Below are 16,255 nucleotides of genomic sequence, written 5' to 3' on the forward strand. Positions count from 1 at the left end.
ATCACGGGAAGTCTTCCCGCGCGGGGGGCGCTCTGCGTAGCCTGAGCCACCACCGGAGAGAGCTGCGCTTCACGACTCGTCAGGAGACGGTCCCGATGCCTGAGGTCCCCCACTCGGCCGCGTCACCCAGTACTGCCGACGTCGGCTACACCGAGCGGCTAGCCCGCCTGGAACAGTCCGGTATCAAGCGGCTGCTCCCGACGCAGGCGCCGTACCGGTGGAACCTGCAGCGGCTCAACCTGGGGCGGGTCCTGGACATCGGTTGCGGCCTGGGGCGGAACCTCCTGAACTGCGGCCCCAACAGCGTCGGGGTCGACCACAACCCGCACTCCGTCGAGACCTGCCGCCAGCGCGGACTGACCGCCTACACCCCCGAGCAACTCGACGCCGCCGCCGACTGCGGCCCGGGCTCCTTCGACAGCATGCTCGTCGCCCACGTGCTGGAGCACGTGGACGAGGAGACCGCCACCGCTCTCCTGGAGCAGTACCTCCCGCTGGTGAAGCCGGGAGGCAACGTCGTCATGATCACCCCGCAGGAGATCGGCTTCCGCTCCGACGCCACCCACATCCGCTGGGTCGGCTTCGAGGAGCAGCGCGCTCACGCGGCGAAGATCGGACTGGACGTCCGGCGCACGTACTCCTTCCCCTTCCCCCGCGCCATGGGCAAGGTCTTCCCGTACAACGAGTTCGTTCTCGTGGCCAAGGTCCCCCCGACCCCGAACCACTGACCCGGCCGTCCCTCCTCCCGCGCCTCGTTCCAGATCGGCCACGGCCGGTCCGCGGTCGCTGAGCCGAGTGGGAGTGTGTAGCGATCTGTCGCGCCCACTGACCCTGAGGACGGTCTCGTCCCCCTCTCGCTCCAGCTGGCGGTCAGCGGTCAAAGGTCACGGAGGGGGTGTCCAAGCCCCCCGGCCCTGGATGCTGTGCTCGCCCCGCGCGTCCGTACCGGCTGAGGTCACTGTCCTGCCGGGGCGGTGTGTGGATGACCCCCAACCAGAGGGGGCTGCGCACCTGCGACAAGGCCGCTCCTCCCCACTCCTCCCTCCAGGCCGTTCCCCGGGGGGATCCCGGAAGTCTTGTGGCGTTTCGGGGTGGGTCGGTCGGTCAAGGGTGGCCGAAGGCCATCGCGTAGCGACGCGACCGCAGGGAGCGCCCTTGAGGGACCGGCCCACCCCGAAAGGACACTGGACTGCCGGGACGCCCCCCGGAACCTCACGCAGCCAAGGACCAGCCCGCAGCTCCAGCTGCCTTACCCCGCCTGCAACGCCAGCGTCGGCGACAGCCTGGCCGCGCGGACCGCCGGGTAGAGTCCGGCCACCGTGCCGATGGCCAGGGTGGACGCGAAGCCGCCCGTGATGGCCCAGAGGGGGACCACCCAGGGGAGGTCGCCGGCTCGGGCGTACACCGCCGTGGCGGCGCAGCCGAGCGCGATGCCCGCCAGGCCGCCCAGCCCCGACAGGAGCAGGGACTCCGTGACGAACTGGATGCGGATCTGGCCCTTGGTGGCGCCCAGGGAGCGGCGCAGGCCGATCTCGTGGCGGCGTTCCAGGACCGAGATGATCATGGTGTTGGCCACCCCGACACCGCCCACCAGCAGGGCGATGCCGCCCAGGCCGAGGAGGAGGGTGCTGAAGGCGCCCTCGGTGGCGGCCTTCGCCTGCAGGGCCGCCGACGGGTCCGTGACCGAGACCGTGCTCGGGCTCTCGGGGTTGGCCGTCTTGGCGATGAGGTTCCTGACCTGCTGGACGCGGTCGTCTGCGGAGCGCTCGTAGACGGACGTGGGGTGGCCGTCGAAGCCCAGGAGGCTCTGGGCGGCGTCCCAGCCGATGAGTGCCGCGCGTTCGATCTCCGGGGCGAGGGGGATGGGCTCCAGGATGCCGATGACGGTGAAGTACTGCCCGCCGATGAAGACCTGTCCGCCCGGCCCCGTGATGCCCAGACGCTCGGCGGTGACGTGTCCGAGCACCACGGACGGGTAGCGGCCGGTCGCGTCGTTGAGCCAGCTGCCGCTGTGCATCCGGGCGCGGAGCGTCGTCAGGAGGTCGTCCTTCGCCGCCTTCAGGGCGATGCCGTTCGTCTCCGCCTCGGGGATGTTCTCGCTGCGGCGCACGGACTCCTTCACATCACCCGTCGTGCCGACCGATTCGACCCCGTCGATCCGGGCGATCATGCCGGGGGCGTCCTTGGGGAGCGTGGTGTCCTGGCCCGAGACCATCGACTGGCCGGGCGTCGCGACCAGCATGTTCGTGCCGAGCTTGTCGAGTTCCTGGAGCAGTTTGGCCTGGCTCGACGAGGAGATGCCGACGACCGCGATCATCGTCGCGATGCCGATCGCGATCCCGAGTGCGGACAGGAACACGCGCATGGGCCGCGAGCGCAGCCCCGCCGATCCCACGTGGAACACGTCCCGGGGGCCGAGCCGCGGCGGTGACAGCTTGCGCGTCTTCTTGCCGGCCGCGCGGGGCTTCGTACGGGCACCCATTACGCACCCACCCCCGGCGCGTCCGCGTTCCAGGCGTCCGCGTTCCGCGCGCCCGCGTTCCACACGTCCGCCACGATCTCGCCGTCGCGGATGCGGACCTGCCGGGGCAGGCTCGATGCGATCTCGTTGTCGTGGGTGATCACGGCGATGGTGGCCCCGTCCTGGTTGAGCTCGTGCAGCAGTTCCATCACCGACTCGCCGGACGCCGTGTCGAGGGCGCCCGTCGGCTCGTCGGCGAGCAGCAGGTCCGGTTCGCCCGCCACCGCGCGGGCGATCGCCACGCGCTGCTTCTGCCCGCCGGACAGCTCGTGGGGCCGGTGGTCCATGCGGTCGCCGAGGCCGACGCGCTCCAGGGCGCGTTCCGCCCGGCGGCCGCGTTCGGCGCGGGAGAGGCCGGAGTACAACAGCCCCTCCGCGACGTTGGCGCGGGCGCTGATGCCGGGGACCAGGTGGAAGGACTGGAAGACGAAGCCGACGTGGCGGGAGCGCAGGGCGGACAGGGAGCGGTCGGAGAGGGTCGCGATGTCGTACCCGGCGATGGCGACGCGGCCGGCCGTCGGCCGGTCCAACGTCCCCACGATGTGCAGGAGCGTGGACTTCCCCGAGCCCGACGGGCCGACGATGGCGAGGAGCTCGCCGCTCAGGACGGTGAGGTCGACTCCGCGCAGGGCCGCGACCCCGCCGGGGTACTCCTTGGTGACTCCGGTCAGTTCGACGACCGCGTGGGCGTGTTTGTTCATGACTTGGGGACTCCCACGAGCATGCCCTCCTTGAGGGTGTCCCCCTTCACCTCCACCCGCCCCTGGCCGAACATGCCGAGCTCGACCTTGACCTCGCGGACCTTGCCGTTCTCGACGACCTGGACTCCGAAGCCGCCCTCGGCGAGGGCGAGGAGGGAGTTGACCGGTACGGAGAGCACCCCCGTGCGGACCTCGCCCGTCAGGCTCACCGAGACCGGGGACTGGTCGGGGCCGGTGGCCTCGGAGGGCTTGTCGAGGGTGATCTCCACGTCGACCTTCGGCTTCTTGTCGCCGCCGCCCCCGCCGCCCCCGCCTCCCGAGGACGGGTCGTCGCCGTTGGCGGTGGCTCCGACGGTGCTGACCTTCCCGCTGGCGGTGCCTCCGCCGGGGAGGTTCACCACCACGGCGTCGCCGGTCTTGACCTTGCCCGCCTTGGCCACGTCGAGCTGCAGGCGGACCATCCGCTCGGTGCCGGTCAGGGTGAGGACAGGCTTGCCGGCGGCGGCCTCGTCGCCGACCGCCATGTCGTTCTTCTGGATCCGCTGGGGTCCGGAGGCGAAGGCGATGTCGGCCTTGCCGACCTCGCCGGTCTCCTTCACCTTGTGGGACTTCTGCCAGCGCTTGACGGCGGTGGCCGTGCCGTCGGTGAAGGTTCCGTCGGAGGTGTCCAGGCCGGTGCCGAAGCCGAGGGCCTGGAGGTTCTGCTTGAGCTGCTTGACGTCCTCGCCCTTGTCACCGGACTTCAGGGACCGGTACATGGGGGTGGAGCCGTACATCAGGCGCACCGGCTTGCCGTTGACCTCGTAGAGCTTGCCGTCGCGCTCCACGGAGGAGCCGCTCGGCGCGACCCAGGTGAGGGTCGCGGAGCCGGAGCCCGCCCCGGACCCCTGCCCGGAGCCCGCTCCCGCTCCACCGGCGCCTCCCGTGCCCCCGCCCCCCTCCGCACCCACCGCGTTGAGCTTCCGCTCCTTCGCGAAGCCGAGCGTCCCGTCGACCTTGAACCCGGAGCTCAGGTCGCCGCGCTTGACCGGTGAGGTGGCTCCGGGGAGCCCGTCCGCGCGGTCCTGCTTCGCGCCGCCGCCGTCCGTTCCCGGCTGGGCCACGACCGCGTACCCGCCGCCGGTGACGGCGAGTACGACGACCAGCGACCCCAGGACCCATTTCCCGCGCTTGCTCACTTGTCGGCGCCGCACTTGTTGAGCTGGTCCATGAACTTGTCCTTGTCGACGCCGTCGGGGATCGAGAACCCGCTCCGTGCGTTCCCGTTGAACTCCGGGTCCGGCATGTCGAAGCCGTTGTCCCGCATGCACTTGGCCTGCTTGAGGGCCTTGTCCTTCTCGGCCTGCGGTATTTCGCCGCCGCCGCCGGGGGCCGACATCCCGCACTTCTCCATGGCCTTCTTCAGTGCCTCCTGGTCCGCGCCCGCGCCCAGCGTCATGCCGCGCGGGTCCTCGCCGGGCTTCGGGTCGGGGGCGTCCACACCGTTGTCGCGCAGGCACTTGCGCAGCTTGAGGGCGTTGTCGGCGTCCGTGCCGCCGCCCGAGCCGCCCGAGCTGGATCCGCCGGACTGGGAGGAGCCGTCCTCCTTCTTGTCCGAGCCGCCGACGCCGCCCGTGCACGCGGTGACGAAGAGGGTGAGGCCGGTGAGGAGCGCGGCCGTGGTCATGGTCGTGGATCGCTTCATGGGCCCGAGCCTGGGCGAACAGCGGGTTTCGCTTCTCTAACGGCTCGTGCTTACAACGGCGAAATGCCCCGCTCCGGTAAAGAGGACGCCATGCGAGTTCTGGTGGTGGAGGACGAGGATTTCCTGCGGGAGATGATCGCCGAGGGCCTGCGCGGTGACGCGCTGGCCGTGGACGAGGCGAGCGACGGCCTGGAGGCCCTGCGCCGCCTGCGCCTGGGCGCGTACGACGTCCTCGTCCTCGACCGCGACCTGCCCGGCCTGCACGGCGACGAGGTCTGCCGCCAGGTGGTGCGCGAGCGGCTGCTGACCCGGGTCCTGATGCTGACGGCCTCGGGGACCGTACGGGACCGGGTGGAGGGCCTGGGCCTCGGCGCCGACGACTACCTCACCAAGCCCTTCGCCTACGACGAGCTGCTCGCCCGCGTCCTGGCCCTGGGGCGGCGCGCCCAGCCGGCCCTGCCGCCGGTGCTGGAGCGGGCGGGGGTGGCCGTGGACGTCGCGCGGCGCACCGCCACCCGCGAGGGGCGCCGGCTGGCGCTCTCCCGCAAGGAGTTCGCCGTCCTGGAGTCGCTGCTGCGGGCGGAGGGCGCGGTGCTCAGCAGCGACGACCTGATCGAGCAGGTGTGGGAGGAGGACACCTCGTACAGCACCAACGCGGTACGGGTGACCCTGAGCAAGCTGCGGGCCAAGCTGGGGGAGCCGCCCCTGATCGAGACCGTGCCGGGCGCCGGATACCGGATCGGTGATCCACGATGAGAGCAGTGCTCCAATCCGAGCGCGCCCGTCTCACCGCCCTCTACGGCTCCCTGCTGCTCCTCGCGGGCGGCGGCCTGGTCGCCCTGGTCAACATCCTGCTCCGCAACGGCCTCTACAGCCGCATCAGCGGGGCCGTCACCACCGTCGTACCGGCCGTCAGGGGCACTCCGCCCCCCGCGGTCCCGGGCGATCGGGTCCCCGTACCCGCCGAGACCTTCGATCCCGGCACCGGAGCCACCCCCGTTCCCGGAGTCACCCCGAGCCCCGGCCCCACCCCCAACCCCGAGCAGATCGCCCAGTGGCAGGCCACCCGCAACCTCTCCACCGCCGTCGAGCAGGCCACCCTCCACGAACTGCTGGTCGTCTCCCTCGTCTCCCTCGTCGTCTTCTCCGTCCTGTCCATCTGGCTGGCCTGGTGGATGGCCGGCCGGGTCCTGCGCCCCGTCGGGGTGATCACCGAGACGGCCCGGCGGCTGTCCGGCGCCAACCTCCACGAGCGGATCGGGCTGCGGGCCCCGCCCGGCGAACTCAAGCGGCTGGCCGACACCTTCGACGGGATGCTCGACCGGATGGAGGAGCTGGTCGGCGCGCAGCGCCGGTTCGCCGCGAACGCCGCCCACGAGCTGCGCACCCCCCTCGCCGTCCAGCGGGCGGCCGCCGAGATCGGGCTGGCGGGGGATCCGGCGCCGGAGAAGGTGGCCCGGATCCGGTCGAAGCTCATCGAGGTCGCGGACTCCAGTCAGCACCTCGTCGAGTCGCTGCTCCTGCTCGCCGTCTCGGAGGAAGGCCTGGAGGCGACGGAGCCGGTGGACCTGGCGGCTCTCGCGGAGGCGGAGCTCGCGGCGGCCGGGGCGACGGCCCCTCAGGAGCTGGTGGTCGTACGGGACCTCGCGCCGATGACCGTCGCGGGCGACCGGACCCTCCTCGGGCACCTCGTGCGGAACCTGCTGGCCAATGGCGTACGTCACAACCGCGCGGGCGGCCGCCTGGAGGTGAGCACCTCCCGGGAGGGGGTGCTGACGGTCTCCAACACCGGTCCGGTGATCGACCCGCAGGACGTGCCGCGGCTGCTGGAGCCCTTCCGGCGGAGGGCGGAGCGGCAGCACACGGCGGGCGAGGGCGCCGGGTTGGGGCTCTCGATCGTCGCGTCGATCGCACGGGCGCACGGAGCGGAGCTGACGGCGCGGGCCAACCCGGCGCCGGGCGGCGGGCTGATGGTCCGGGTCTGGTTCCCGGAGGGGGAGCCGGCCGGGCCACCCGTCCGGGAAACGCCCGGCGCTTGACCGGTCAACCAAAATGAAGATCGGCTGTGTACGGTCGGGTCAATGAGCAAGCACGCCCGAGCCGGCTCCCGCACCCGCCGTCCGTCCCGCACGCCCGGCGATTCCGCCGTGCCCGGTACGTCCCGCCCGACCCGGCGCTCCCGCGCCGGCGGTGCCCGGCGGGCCGGCCGCGCCGACCGTTCTGGTCGCGGATTCCGGGGCTCCCGCCCGGTGGCCTTCGCGGCCGCCCTGGGCCTGCTCGGCTTCGGCGCCGCCTGGGCGTACGTGGCCCACGAGCCGCCGGCCAACGCCGCCGCCGGTGCGGCCGTGGCCGACGCCCGCCCGCCGGCCGGGCAGCGGGCCGCGCGGGCGGCCGAGCGGGACCCGCTCCAGGGCCTGCCCGAGGTCAGCGAGCAGACCCGGGCGAAGATCCCCGCGGACTCCCGCCAGCTCATCCTGGTCACCGGCAAGGCCAAGGACTCCTCGGAGTCCACCGCGGCCCTGTACACCCGCCCGGCGGCCGGCGCCGACTGGGTGAAGAGCGCCGGCTGGCCCGCGCGCAACGGGGCCAAGGGCTGGTCCACGGAGCGCAAGTACGGGGACCTGACCTCCCCCGAGGGCGTGTTCGCGCTCACCGACGCGGGCGGGCTGCTGGCGAAGCCGCCGGGCACGAAGTTCCCGTACGACCAGGACAGCGCCTTCGTGGCGACGGGCCGCGGGGTCAACGGGGAGTCGCTGCGCGGCTCCTTCGACTACGTCGTCGCCATCGACTTCAACCGCAGGGCGGGGGTGAGTCCGCTCGACCCGACGAAGCCCGAGGGCGAGGAGAAGGGCGGCAACATCTGGCTCCACGTCGACCACGACGGCCCCTCGCAGGGCTGCGTGGGCATCCCGAAGGCCGCGATGCAGAAGGTCCTGGAGACCCTCGACCCGGCGGCCAAGCCGGTCATCGTGATGGGCCCGCAGGGCTTCTGAGCGGGGCCGCGCCCGCGCCGTCCGCCGTTCCGCCCGCCTTACCGCCCGCCGGGTTCCGGGCCAGCAGTGCGATGTACGCGAGGTCGAAGACGGCGCAGAGCAGTCCCAGGCCGAGGATGAACGGGTTGTCCTCGATGACGCCGAAGAGGAAGGTCGGCGCGAGCGTGCCGAGCCATTTGGCGACCGCGATGACGAGGGACTGTCCGAGCGGGCCGCGCCGGCTCGCGTAGAGGGCGATGAACAGCCCGGACATCAGCAGGTTCTGCAGGAACGCCGAGTAGCGGCTCGCGTCGTGCGCGCCGAAGTGGGCGAGGAAGAGCCACTGCACGGCGAAGGCGCTCACGAAGAGCAGCACGCTCCAGAAGGCGAACATCGGCCGGGTCACGAAGCCGGGCAACTCGGCCCGCCCGTACCGCAGATACGTGTACACGATGACGATGTCGGCGAGGGCCCACACCACGTTGACGATGCCCTGGGCGGAGACCCCGACGGTGAACTCGCGTACGGCGTAGGTCGATTCCCACGCGAAGTTCAGCGCGAGCGCCGCGACCGGCATCGCGTACGTCCGGTCCCGCAGCCCCACCCGGATCGCCTCGACGTACACGACGGTCCATGCCACCCCGCTGACCAGGGTCAGAAACAGATCCACGCCGTCCCCCTCCGCTCGTGCGCCAGGGATGGAGGGTAGCGCCGGTGGGGCCCGGCCGGGTCCTCACTCGCGGGTGACGTCGATGGGGGCGTCCTCGCCGCAGCCTTCCCAGACGCTCGGCGTGCCGTTGGTGATGACGAGGCCGTAGGAGGTGACCACGTCGCAGCCGTTGTTCATCCACTGGGCGGCGAGGACCGTCCAGAGCACGAGGGCGCCCACGGTGATGTAGTACTTCGCGTCGCGCGGCGACGGCCCCCGCCCGCCCGCGTTCTTCGGGGGCGGCGGACCTTGCCGCGGCGGTGGAACGTACGGCGGGCCCCCCTCGGGCCGCCACCCCGGTGGAGGGCCCTGCGGCGGCGGCGCGGCCGGCACGTGCGGCGGCGCGGCCGGCGGCGCGGGCGGGTGTGCAGGGGGGTGCGGCGGCCGCTCCGGCGGCGGGCCTTCGGGTCCCCGGGCATCGCCTTCGCTGTGTGACATGCACACGATTATCCGACGAAGGCCCGGGCGATGCGCCGTCTTCGCCGATCCGTGATGCGCGGACCGCCGGATCCCACCGGCCCCGAATCCGCTCCCGTGCGCGGCATTCCGCCCACCCCTTGCCTGACGACCCGTCAGCTACGACGATGGCCCCGCACCGGTATGACGAATCGGCAGTCGAGGACGAGGCGGGTACGGCCCATGGCGCGCGTGTTTCCAGAAGGTCGGCTGGTCTACGGGATGCAGCTCCCGATCCAGTCGCAGAGCACCATCTACGCCGAGCCCTGGGAGGCGACGGCCGGCGCGGCCGATCTCGCCGCGGTCGCCCGCGCGGCCGACCGGGCCGGCTTCGGCTACGTCGCCACCTGCGACCACGTGGCCATCCCGCGGCACATGGCCGGCCCCATGAGCACCATCTGGTACGACCCGATCGCCACCCTCTCCTTCCTGGCCGGGATCACCGAGAACGTGCGGCTGCTCAGCCACGTCGCCATCCTGGGCCTGCGCCACCCGCTGCTCAGCGCCAAGCAGTACGCCACCGTCGACCACCTCTCCGGCGGCCGGCTGATCCTCGGCGTCGGCGCCGGGCACGTGAAGGAGGAGTTCGAGGTGCTCGGCGTGGACTTCGCGCGCCGCGGGGCCGTCCTCGACGAGACCCTCGACGCGCTGCGCGCCGCCCTCGGCCCCGAGGAGTACCCGGAGTTCGAGGGCGAGCTGTTCTCCTTCAAGGACCTCGGCCAGCTGCCCCGCCCCGTCCAGCCCCGGATCCCGGTCTGGGTGGGCGGCTCCTCGCCCGCCGCCGTCCGCCGGGCCGCCGTGCGCGGCGACGGCTGGCTGCCGCAGGGCGACCCGCTCGACAAGCTCCCGGCGCAGATCGCCCGGATCAAGGAGCTGCGCGCCGAGGCCGGGGTCACCGGGCCCGTGGAGTTCGGCGCGATCACCGCCCCGCTGTACGTCGGCGAGCCCGGCTGGGACACCGGCCGCAGGACCCTGACCGGCAAGGCGGAGGCGCTCGCCGAGTCGCTGCGCGCGTACAAGGCGATCGGCATCGACCAGATCCAGGTCCGCTTCCGCAACCGCGACCGGGCCGAACTCATCGACCAGATCGCCGCTTTCGGGTCCGAAGTGGGCCCCCTCCTCAACGACTAGCGACTTAGGGGTACGGCATGGGCAAGCTGGACGGACGCGTGGTCATCATCACCGGTGCCGCGCGCGGGCAGGGCGAGCAGGAGGCGCGGCTCTTCGCCGCGGAGGGCGCCAAGGTGCTCCTGGGTGACGTGCTGGACGAGCAGGGCGCGGCGGTCGCGAAGGAGATCGGCGAGGACCGGGCCCGGTACGTACGGATGGACGTGAGCCGTGAGGAGGACTGGGCGGCCGCCATCGCGGCGGCGAAGGAGTCCTTCGGGGAGATCAACGGCCTGGTCAACAACGCGGGCATCCTGCGCTTCAACGAGCTGACCGCGACCCCGCTGGAGGAGTTCCAGCAGGTGGTGCAGGTCAACCAGGTCGGTGCCTTCCTCGGCATCAAGTCGGTGGCCCCGGAGATCGAGGCGGCCGGCGGCGGCACGATCGTCAACACCTCCTCGTACACGGGCCTGACGGGCATGGCGTACGTGGGCACCTACGCGGCGACCAAGGCGGCGATCCTCGGCCTGACCCGGGTGGCGGCACTGGAGCTGGCCGCGAAGAACATCCGGGTCAACGCGATGTGCCCGGGGGCGGTGGACACCGCGATGGCCACCCCGGGGAACACGAACCCGGCGGACCTGCCCCAGGAAGCCCGGGACGCCATGGCGGAGCTGTACCAGCGCGTGGTGCCGATGGGCCGGGTGGGCCAGCCGGAGGAGATAGCCAAGCTGGCGCTGTTCCTGACCAGCGAGGACTCCTCGTACATCACCGGCCAGCCGTTCGTGATCGACGGCGGCTGGATGGCGGGGGTCAGCGTCCTCTAGCCCGGCCCGAGCGTATCTGATGGAGTGTCAGGTATTGACGCTCCCGCCCTCGCGGTGGAACAGTCGTGACATCGAATCTGACGCAACGTCAGAAACAGAAGGACGGTGAATCCCCTTGGAATTCGGGCTCTTTGTGCAGGGATACGTGCCTGAGGCACGGTCCAAGGTCGACCCCGAGGCAGAGCACAAGGCGCTGATCGAGGAGACCGAGTACGTCATCCAGGCGGACAAGTCCGGGTTCAAGTACGCCTGGGCCTCCGAGCACCACTTCCTGGAGGAGTACTCGCACCTTTCGGCGAACGAGGTGTTCCTCGGGTACCTCGCTCACGCCACCGAGCGCATCCACCTCGGCTCCGGCATCTTCAACCCGCTCGCCCCGGTCAACCACCCGGTCAAGGTGGCCGAGAAGGTGACCATGCTCGACCACCTCTCCAAGGGGCGCTTCGAGTTCGGCACCGGCCGCGGCGCCGGCAGCCACGAGATCCTCGGCTTCCTTCCCGGCATCGAGGACATGAACGGCACCAAGGAGATCTGGGAAGAGACCATCGCCGAGTTCCCCAAGATGTTCCTCCAGGAGGAGTACGAGGGGTTCCAGGGCAAGCACTGGTCGCTCCCGCCGCGCAAGATCTTCCCCAAGCCGTACGGCAAGGCCCACCCGGCCATGTGGTACGCCGCCGGCTCCCCGGCCTCGTACGCCATGGCGGCCAAGAAGGGCCTCGGCGTCCTCGGCTTCAGCGTCCAGAAGGTCTCCGACATGGCCTGGGTCCTGGACCAGTACAAGACCGCGATCCAGGAGGCGAAGGCCATCGGCGCCTTCGTCAACGACAACGTCATGGTCACCTCGACCGCGATCTGCGCCGAGACCCACGACAAGGCCGTCGAGATCGCCGTCAACGCCAACATGAACCGCTTCCAGTCGCTGGTCTTCCGCTACCACGACACCTTCCCGCGCCCCGAGATCATCCCCGAGTGGCCCGAGATCCTCCCCGAGTACAACGCGGAGATCGTCGAGCTGCTGATCGAGGAGGAGCTGCTCATCTGCGGTGACCCGTCCGAGGTCCGCGCGCAGTGCAAGCGGTGGGAGGAGGCCGGCGCCGACCAGCTCTCCTTCGGCCTGCCGACCGGGGTCTCGCCCGAGGACACGATGACCACCATCAAGCTCATCGGCGAGCACGTCATCCCGCACATCGACACGGACCCGGTGCACCGCACCACGCGCTTCCGCGAAGGCGCGTAGCCCCGCGGGGGAACGGGGGCGGCGTCTTCCCGGACCGCCGCCCCGAACCGGCCCCGGCCGGAGTCATGCCGTGGCCGCGGCCGCCGCGGCGGGCTCCGACCGGGGCACTGACCTGCGGTCCCGCTCCCGGGGACCAGCCCCCGGACCCCCGCTCCTCAAACGCCGGAGGGGCTGGATCCGGCTGAGCCCCGCTCGTGGGCGCGGCCCCCGTGCCTCCGGCGGCGCCTCAAACGCCGGCGGGGCTGGATTCGGCCGACGGCGGCCCGGAACGCGCGGCGCCGCTGCCGGGGGCCGGCCCCCGGACCCCCGCTCCTCAAACGCCGGAGGGGCTGGATCCGGCTGGCGCCGGTCCGCACGTGATCGTGGCCGGTCCGGGGAACCCGGCCGGTACGTGATCGCGGGAGGTCCGGAAATTCCGGCCGGTACGTGGCCACGGGCGGTGCGGGAAATCCGGCCGGTACGTGGCCACGGGCGGTGCGGGAAATCCGTCGGTACGTGGCCGCGGGAGGTCCGGAGAATCTGCCGGTACGTGGCCACGGGAGGTCCGGAGAATCCGGCCGATACGTGGCCGCGGGCGGTCCGGAAAATCCGGCCGGCACGTGATCGCCGGGGGTCTGGGAAATCCAGCCCCTCCGGCGTTTGAGGAGCGGGGTCTGGGGCGGAGCCCCAGGAGACGGCGCGCAATGCGAACACCGGCAGAGAGGACGTCATGCTCGACCACCTGATCAAGGGCGCCACCGTCGTGGACGGGACCGGCGCCCCCGCCCGCATCGCGGATGTCGGCCTGCGCGACGGGCGGATAGCCGTCATCGCCGAGCCGGGGACGATCACCGAACCCGCAACCACCAGCGAGGACGCAACCGGTCTCGTCCTCACCCCCGGGTTCATCGACCCCCACACGCACTACGACGCCCAGCTCTTCTGGGACCCCTACGCGACCCCCTCCATGAACCACGGAGTGACCACCGTCGCGGGCGGCAACTGCGGATTCACCCTGGCCCCCCTCAACCCGGCCCGCCCGGAAGACGCCGACTACACCCGCCGCATGATGAGCAAGGTCGAGGGCATGGCGCTCAAGGCCCTCGAAGAGGGCGTCGACTGGACCTGGTCCACCTTCGGCGAGTACCTCGACGCCCTCGACGGCCGCATCGCCGTCAACGCCGGCTTCATGGTCGGCCACTGCGCGCTGCGCCGGCACGTCATGGGCGAGGACGCCGTCGGAGGCCAGCCCACCGAGGAGCAGATGCAGGCGATGCTCGACCTGTTCCACGACGCCATGAACGCCGGCGCCTGGGGCCTGTCGACCACCCAGTCCTCCACCCACTCCGACGGCTCCGGCGCCCCCGTCGCCTCCCGGCACGCCAAGCCGGAGGAGCTGCTCGCCCTCTCCCGCGCGGTGTCCGAGCACGAGGGCACCCAGCTCGAAGCCATCGTCGCGGGCTGCCTCGACCAGTTCGCGGACGAGGAGATCGACCTCTTCGTCGAGATGAGCGCGGCCGCCGGCCGGCCCCTGAACTGGAACGTGCTCACCATCGACGCCTCCGTCCCCGAGCGCGTGCCGCGCCAGCTGATCCCCAGCGAGCGCGCCCGCAAGGCCGGCGGCCGCATCGTCGCGCTGACGATGCCGATCCTGACCCCCATGAACATGTCGCTCGGCACCTTCTGCGCCCTCAACCTCATCCCCGGCTGGGGCGAGATCCTGGGCCTGCCCGTCCCCGAGCGCATCGCGAAGCTGCGCGACGCCGAGGTGCGCGCCGAGATGCTGCGCCGCGCGGCCAGCAAGGAGGCCGGCGTCTTCCGGCGGCTGGCCAACTTCGGCCGCTACGTCATCGGCGACACCTACAGCGAGGCCAACGCGGGCCTGTCCGGCCGCGTGGTCAACGACATCGCGGCCGAGCGCGGCCAGGACGCCTTCCAGTGCCTGGTGGAGATCTGCGCCAACGACGACCTGCGTACGGTGCTCTGGCCCATGCCGACCGACAACGACCCGGCGAGCTGGGCGCTGCGCGCCGAGACCTGGCAGCACGAGGACGTCATGCTCGGCGGCTCCGACGCCGGCGCCCACCTGGACCGGATGTGCGGGGCCCCGTACACGACCCGGTTCCTCGGGGACTGCCTGCGCGGCCGCAAGCTGGTGCCGCTGGAGCAGGCGGTACGGATGCTCACCGACGACCCGGCCCAGCTGTTCGGGCTGCGCGAGCGCGGCCGGATCGAGGAGGGGTTCCACGCGGACCTGGTGCTCTTCGACCCGGAGCGGATCGAGGCGGGACCGGCCACGCTCGTGCACGACCTGCCCGGGGACAGCCCGCGGCTGGACGCGCGGGCGATCGGCATGGTCTCCGTACGCGTCAACGGCGTGGAGACCATCCGCGACGACGAGGTCACGGGGGCGATCCCCGGGATCGTGCTCCGTTCGGGCCGGGACACGAGGACGGTGAGCACCAGGTGACCAGTGCGCAGAAGCTCTTCATCGGCGGCGAGTGGGTCGAGCCGGCCGGCGGGCACTACGAGGTGGTCAACCCGGCCGACGAATCCGTCGTCGGCCTGGCCCCCGAGGCCTCGCGCGGCCAGGTCGAGGACGCGGCCCGCGCCGCGGCCGCGGCCTTCGAGGGCTGGTCCCGGACGAAGCCGGAGGAGCGGGCGGCGATCCTGGACCGGGCCGCCGACATCATCCAGCGCGAGTACGAGCCGTGGGCGGCGCTGGCCCAGGCCGAGACGGGCGCCCCCACGGGGATCGCGCGCGGCATGCAGGTCGGGGTGGGCGTGTCCCGCTTCCGCCGGTACGCGAAGGGCGCCCTGGAACCGGTCGAGCGCGGGCTGCCGCCGCAGGTCACCGACGCGGGCCCGATGGGCGCGGCGAGCATCCTCGGGGCGCTGGAGGTGCGCCAGCCGGTCGGGGTCGTCACCTGCATCACCTCGTACAACAACCCGTGGGCCAATCCGGCGGGCAAGGTGGCCCCGGCGCTGGCCATGGGCAACACGGTGGTGGTCAAGCCGGCCCCGCAGGACCCGCTGTCGGTGTTCCGGATGGCGGAGGCGCTGCACGAGGCCGGGGTCCCGGCGGGCGTGGTGAACGTGGTCTCCGGCACCTCGGTGGAGGTGGGCGAGGCGGCCGTGGACTCCCCGGACGTGGACATGGTGTCCTTCACCGGTTCCACGGGGGTCGGGCAGCGCATCGCCGAGGTGTGCGGCCGCACGATGAAGCGGCAGCTGATGGAGCTGGGCGGCAAGGGCGCGGCGATCGTGCTCGCCGACGCCGACCTGGACCAGGCGGTGATGGGGATCGGCACCACCTTCTCCTTCTACTCCGGGCAGATCTGCACGGCGCCGACCCGGGTGATCGTCCACCGGTCGGTGTACGACCAGCTGGTGGAGAAGCTGCAGGGCTACCTGGCCTTCATGAAGGTCGGGGATCCGGCGGTGCGCGGCACGGTGGTGGGCCCCGTCATCTCGGCGGCGCACCGGGACCGCGTGGAGTCGTACGTCGAGCTGGGCCGCAAGGAGGGGGCCCGGATCGCCTTCGGCGGCGAGCGCCCGGTGGTCGGTACGGAGGGGAAGGGCTTCTACGTGGCTCCGACCCTGCTCGTCGACTGCACCAACGACATGCGCGTGGTCCGGGAGGAGATCTTCGGGCCGGTGGTCGTGGTGGTCCCCTTCGACGGGGACGAGGACGAGGCGGTGGCGCTCGCCAACGACAGCGACTTCGGCCTGATCAGCTACGTGTGGTCCGCGGACGCGGCGCGCGCCTTCCGGGTGGCGCGGCGGCTGCGGGCGGGCGGGGTCGGCGTCAACACCATCGGGCGGAACATGGAGGCGCCGTTCGGCGGCTTCAAGCGCTCGGGGGTGGGGCGGGACGTGGGCTCGTACGCCCTGCACGCCTACAGCGAGATGCAGTCGATCGTGTGGGCTTGACCGAAAACCGTATGGCCTTGACCAAAAGTTGACCTGGAAAGTTTGAAACCGGTCAAAACGGACAGTGCTGCGGTTTCCGCATAGTGAAATGTTTGGTTCAGGCCTGCCGAAACGATGATCGGCAGGCCT

Annotated in this window: 15 protein-coding genes; 9 read left to right on the forward strand and 6 right to left on the reverse strand. The window is 71.8% G+C overall.

Annotated features, from left to right (window positions below):
* Nucleotides 1–95: 95 nt before the first annotated feature.
* Nucleotides 96–728 (forward strand): cyclopropane-fatty-acyl-phospholipid synthase family protein, encoded by a 633-nt coding sequence (locus NLX94_RS32630; RefSeq protein ID WP_254386744.1) that lies wholly within the window; start codon nucleotides 96–98, stop codon nucleotides 726–728.
* A 521-nt stretch (nucleotides 729–1,249) separates the two neighbouring features.
* Here the strand turns inward: NLX94_RS32630 and NLX94_RS32635 are convergent.
* From NLX94_RS32635 to NLX94_RS32650, 4 genes are read right to left on the reverse strand one after another with little or no spacing between them, the layout of a single operon-like run.
* Nucleotides 1,250–2,482 (reverse strand): ABC transporter permease, encoded by a 1,233-nt coding sequence (locus tag NLX94_RS32635; protein WP_254386745.1) that lies wholly within the window; start codon nucleotides 2,480–2,482, stop codon nucleotides 1,250–1,252.
* A complete protein-coding gene (locus tag NLX94_RS32640; protein WP_254386746.1) occupies nucleotides 2,482–3,222 on the reverse strand; it encodes an ABC transporter ATP-binding protein in 741 nt (246 codons plus the stop codon). The genes NLX94_RS32635 and NLX94_RS32640 overlap by 1 nt, the downstream gene beginning before the upstream one ends.
* Nucleotides 3,219–4,400: a peptidoglycan-binding protein gene (locus NLX94_RS32645; RefSeq protein WP_254386747.1), complete on the reverse strand. Its 1,182-nt coding sequence runs from the start codon at nucleotides 4,398–4,400 to the stop codon at nucleotides 3,219–3,221. Before NLX94_RS32645 ends, NLX94_RS32640 begins: the two co-directional genes overlap by 4 nt.
* Complete coding sequence (locus tag NLX94_RS32650) at nucleotides 4,397–4,906, reverse strand: hypothetical protein (RefSeq protein WP_254386748.1); 510 nt, start codon at nucleotides 4,904–4,906, stop codon at nucleotides 4,397–4,399. Before NLX94_RS32650 ends, NLX94_RS32645 begins: the two co-directional genes overlap by 4 nt.
* A 90-nt stretch (nucleotides 4,907–4,996) precedes the next feature.
* Here NLX94_RS32650 and NLX94_RS32655 point away from each other — a divergent pair, with 90 nt between their 5' ends.
* The 3 genes from NLX94_RS32655 to NLX94_RS32665 are packed head-to-tail and all read left to right on the forward strand — an operon-like array spanning nucleotide 4,997 to nucleotide 7,899.
* A complete protein-coding gene (locus tag NLX94_RS32655) occupies nucleotides 4,997–5,662 on the forward strand; it encodes a response regulator transcription factor (protein WP_254386749.1) in 666 nt (221 codons plus the stop codon).
* A complete protein-coding gene (locus tag NLX94_RS32660) occupies nucleotides 5,659–6,945 on the forward strand; it encodes a HAMP domain-containing sensor histidine kinase (RefSeq protein ID WP_254386750.1) in 1,287 nt (428 codons plus the stop codon). The genes NLX94_RS32655 and NLX94_RS32660 overlap by 4 nt, the downstream gene beginning before the upstream one ends.
* A gap of 42 nt (nucleotides 6,946–6,987) precedes the next feature.
* Nucleotides 6,988–7,899: a hypothetical protein gene (locus tag NLX94_RS32665; RefSeq protein ID WP_254386751.1), complete on the forward strand. Its 912-nt coding sequence runs from the start codon at nucleotides 6,988–6,990 to the stop codon at nucleotides 7,897–7,899.
* Here NLX94_RS32665 and NLX94_RS32670 read toward each other — a convergent pair.
* Both NLX94_RS32670 and NLX94_RS32675 read right to left on the reverse strand, forming a co-directional pair.
* Nucleotides 7,871–8,548 carry a hypothetical protein gene (locus NLX94_RS32670; RefSeq protein WP_254386752.1) on the reverse strand — a complete coding sequence of 226 codons (678 nt, stop codon included), beginning with the start codon at nucleotides 8,546–8,548 and terminating at the stop codon, nucleotides 7,871–7,873. The two genes, NLX94_RS32665 and NLX94_RS32670, sit on opposite strands and share 29 nt — an antisense overlap.
* A 63-nt stretch (nucleotides 8,549–8,611) precedes the next feature.
* Nucleotides 8,612–8,767 (reverse strand): hypothetical protein, encoded by a 156-nt coding sequence (locus NLX94_RS32675; protein ID WP_254386753.1) that lies wholly within the window; start codon nucleotides 8,765–8,767, stop codon nucleotides 8,612–8,614.
* Nucleotides 8,768–9,226: 459 nt separating this feature from the next.
* Between NLX94_RS32675 and NLX94_RS32680 the strand changes: the two genes are divergently transcribed.
* The 5 genes from NLX94_RS32680 (at nucleotide 9,227) to NLX94_RS32700 (ending at nucleotide 16,126) form a co-directional block, all read left to right on the forward strand.
* The gene (locus NLX94_RS32680; protein WP_254386754.1) at nucleotides 9,227–10,174 is read left to right on the forward strand and encodes an LLM class F420-dependent oxidoreductase; all 948 of its coding nucleotides are present in this window, start codon (nucleotides 9,227–9,229) and stop codon (nucleotides 10,172–10,174) included.
* A 17-nt stretch (nucleotides 10,175–10,191) separates the two neighbouring features.
* Nucleotides 10,192–10,977 (forward strand): SDR family NAD(P)-dependent oxidoreductase, encoded by a 786-nt coding sequence (locus NLX94_RS32685; RefSeq protein ID WP_254386755.1) that lies wholly within the window; start codon nucleotides 10,192–10,194, stop codon nucleotides 10,975–10,977.
* Between the two features lie 115 nt (nucleotides 10,978–11,092).
* Entirely contained in the window at nucleotides 11,093–12,214 is a 1,122-nt protein-coding gene (locus tag NLX94_RS32690; protein ID WP_254386756.1) for an LLM class flavin-dependent oxidoreductase, read from the forward strand.
* Nucleotides 12,215–12,923: 709 nt separating this feature from the next.
* Nucleotides 12,924–14,663, forward strand: a complete 1,740-nt coding sequence (locus tag NLX94_RS32695; protein WP_254386757.1) for an amidohydrolase family protein — start codon at nucleotides 12,924–12,926, stop codon at nucleotides 14,661–14,663.
* Nucleotides 14,660–16,126 carry an aldehyde dehydrogenase family protein gene (locus NLX94_RS32700; RefSeq protein ID WP_254386758.1) on the forward strand — a complete coding sequence of 489 codons (1,467 nt, stop codon included), beginning with the start codon at nucleotides 14,660–14,662 and terminating at the stop codon, nucleotides 16,124–16,126. Before NLX94_RS32695 ends, NLX94_RS32700 begins: the two co-directional genes overlap by 4 nt.
* Nucleotides 16,127–16,255: the final 129 nt, after the last annotated feature.

Origin of the sequence: Streptomyces sp. TBY4, from assembly GCF_024213195.1 — a bacterium.
Classification (GTDB): Bacteria; Actinomycetota; Actinomycetes; order Streptomycetales; family Streptomycetaceae; genus Streptomyces.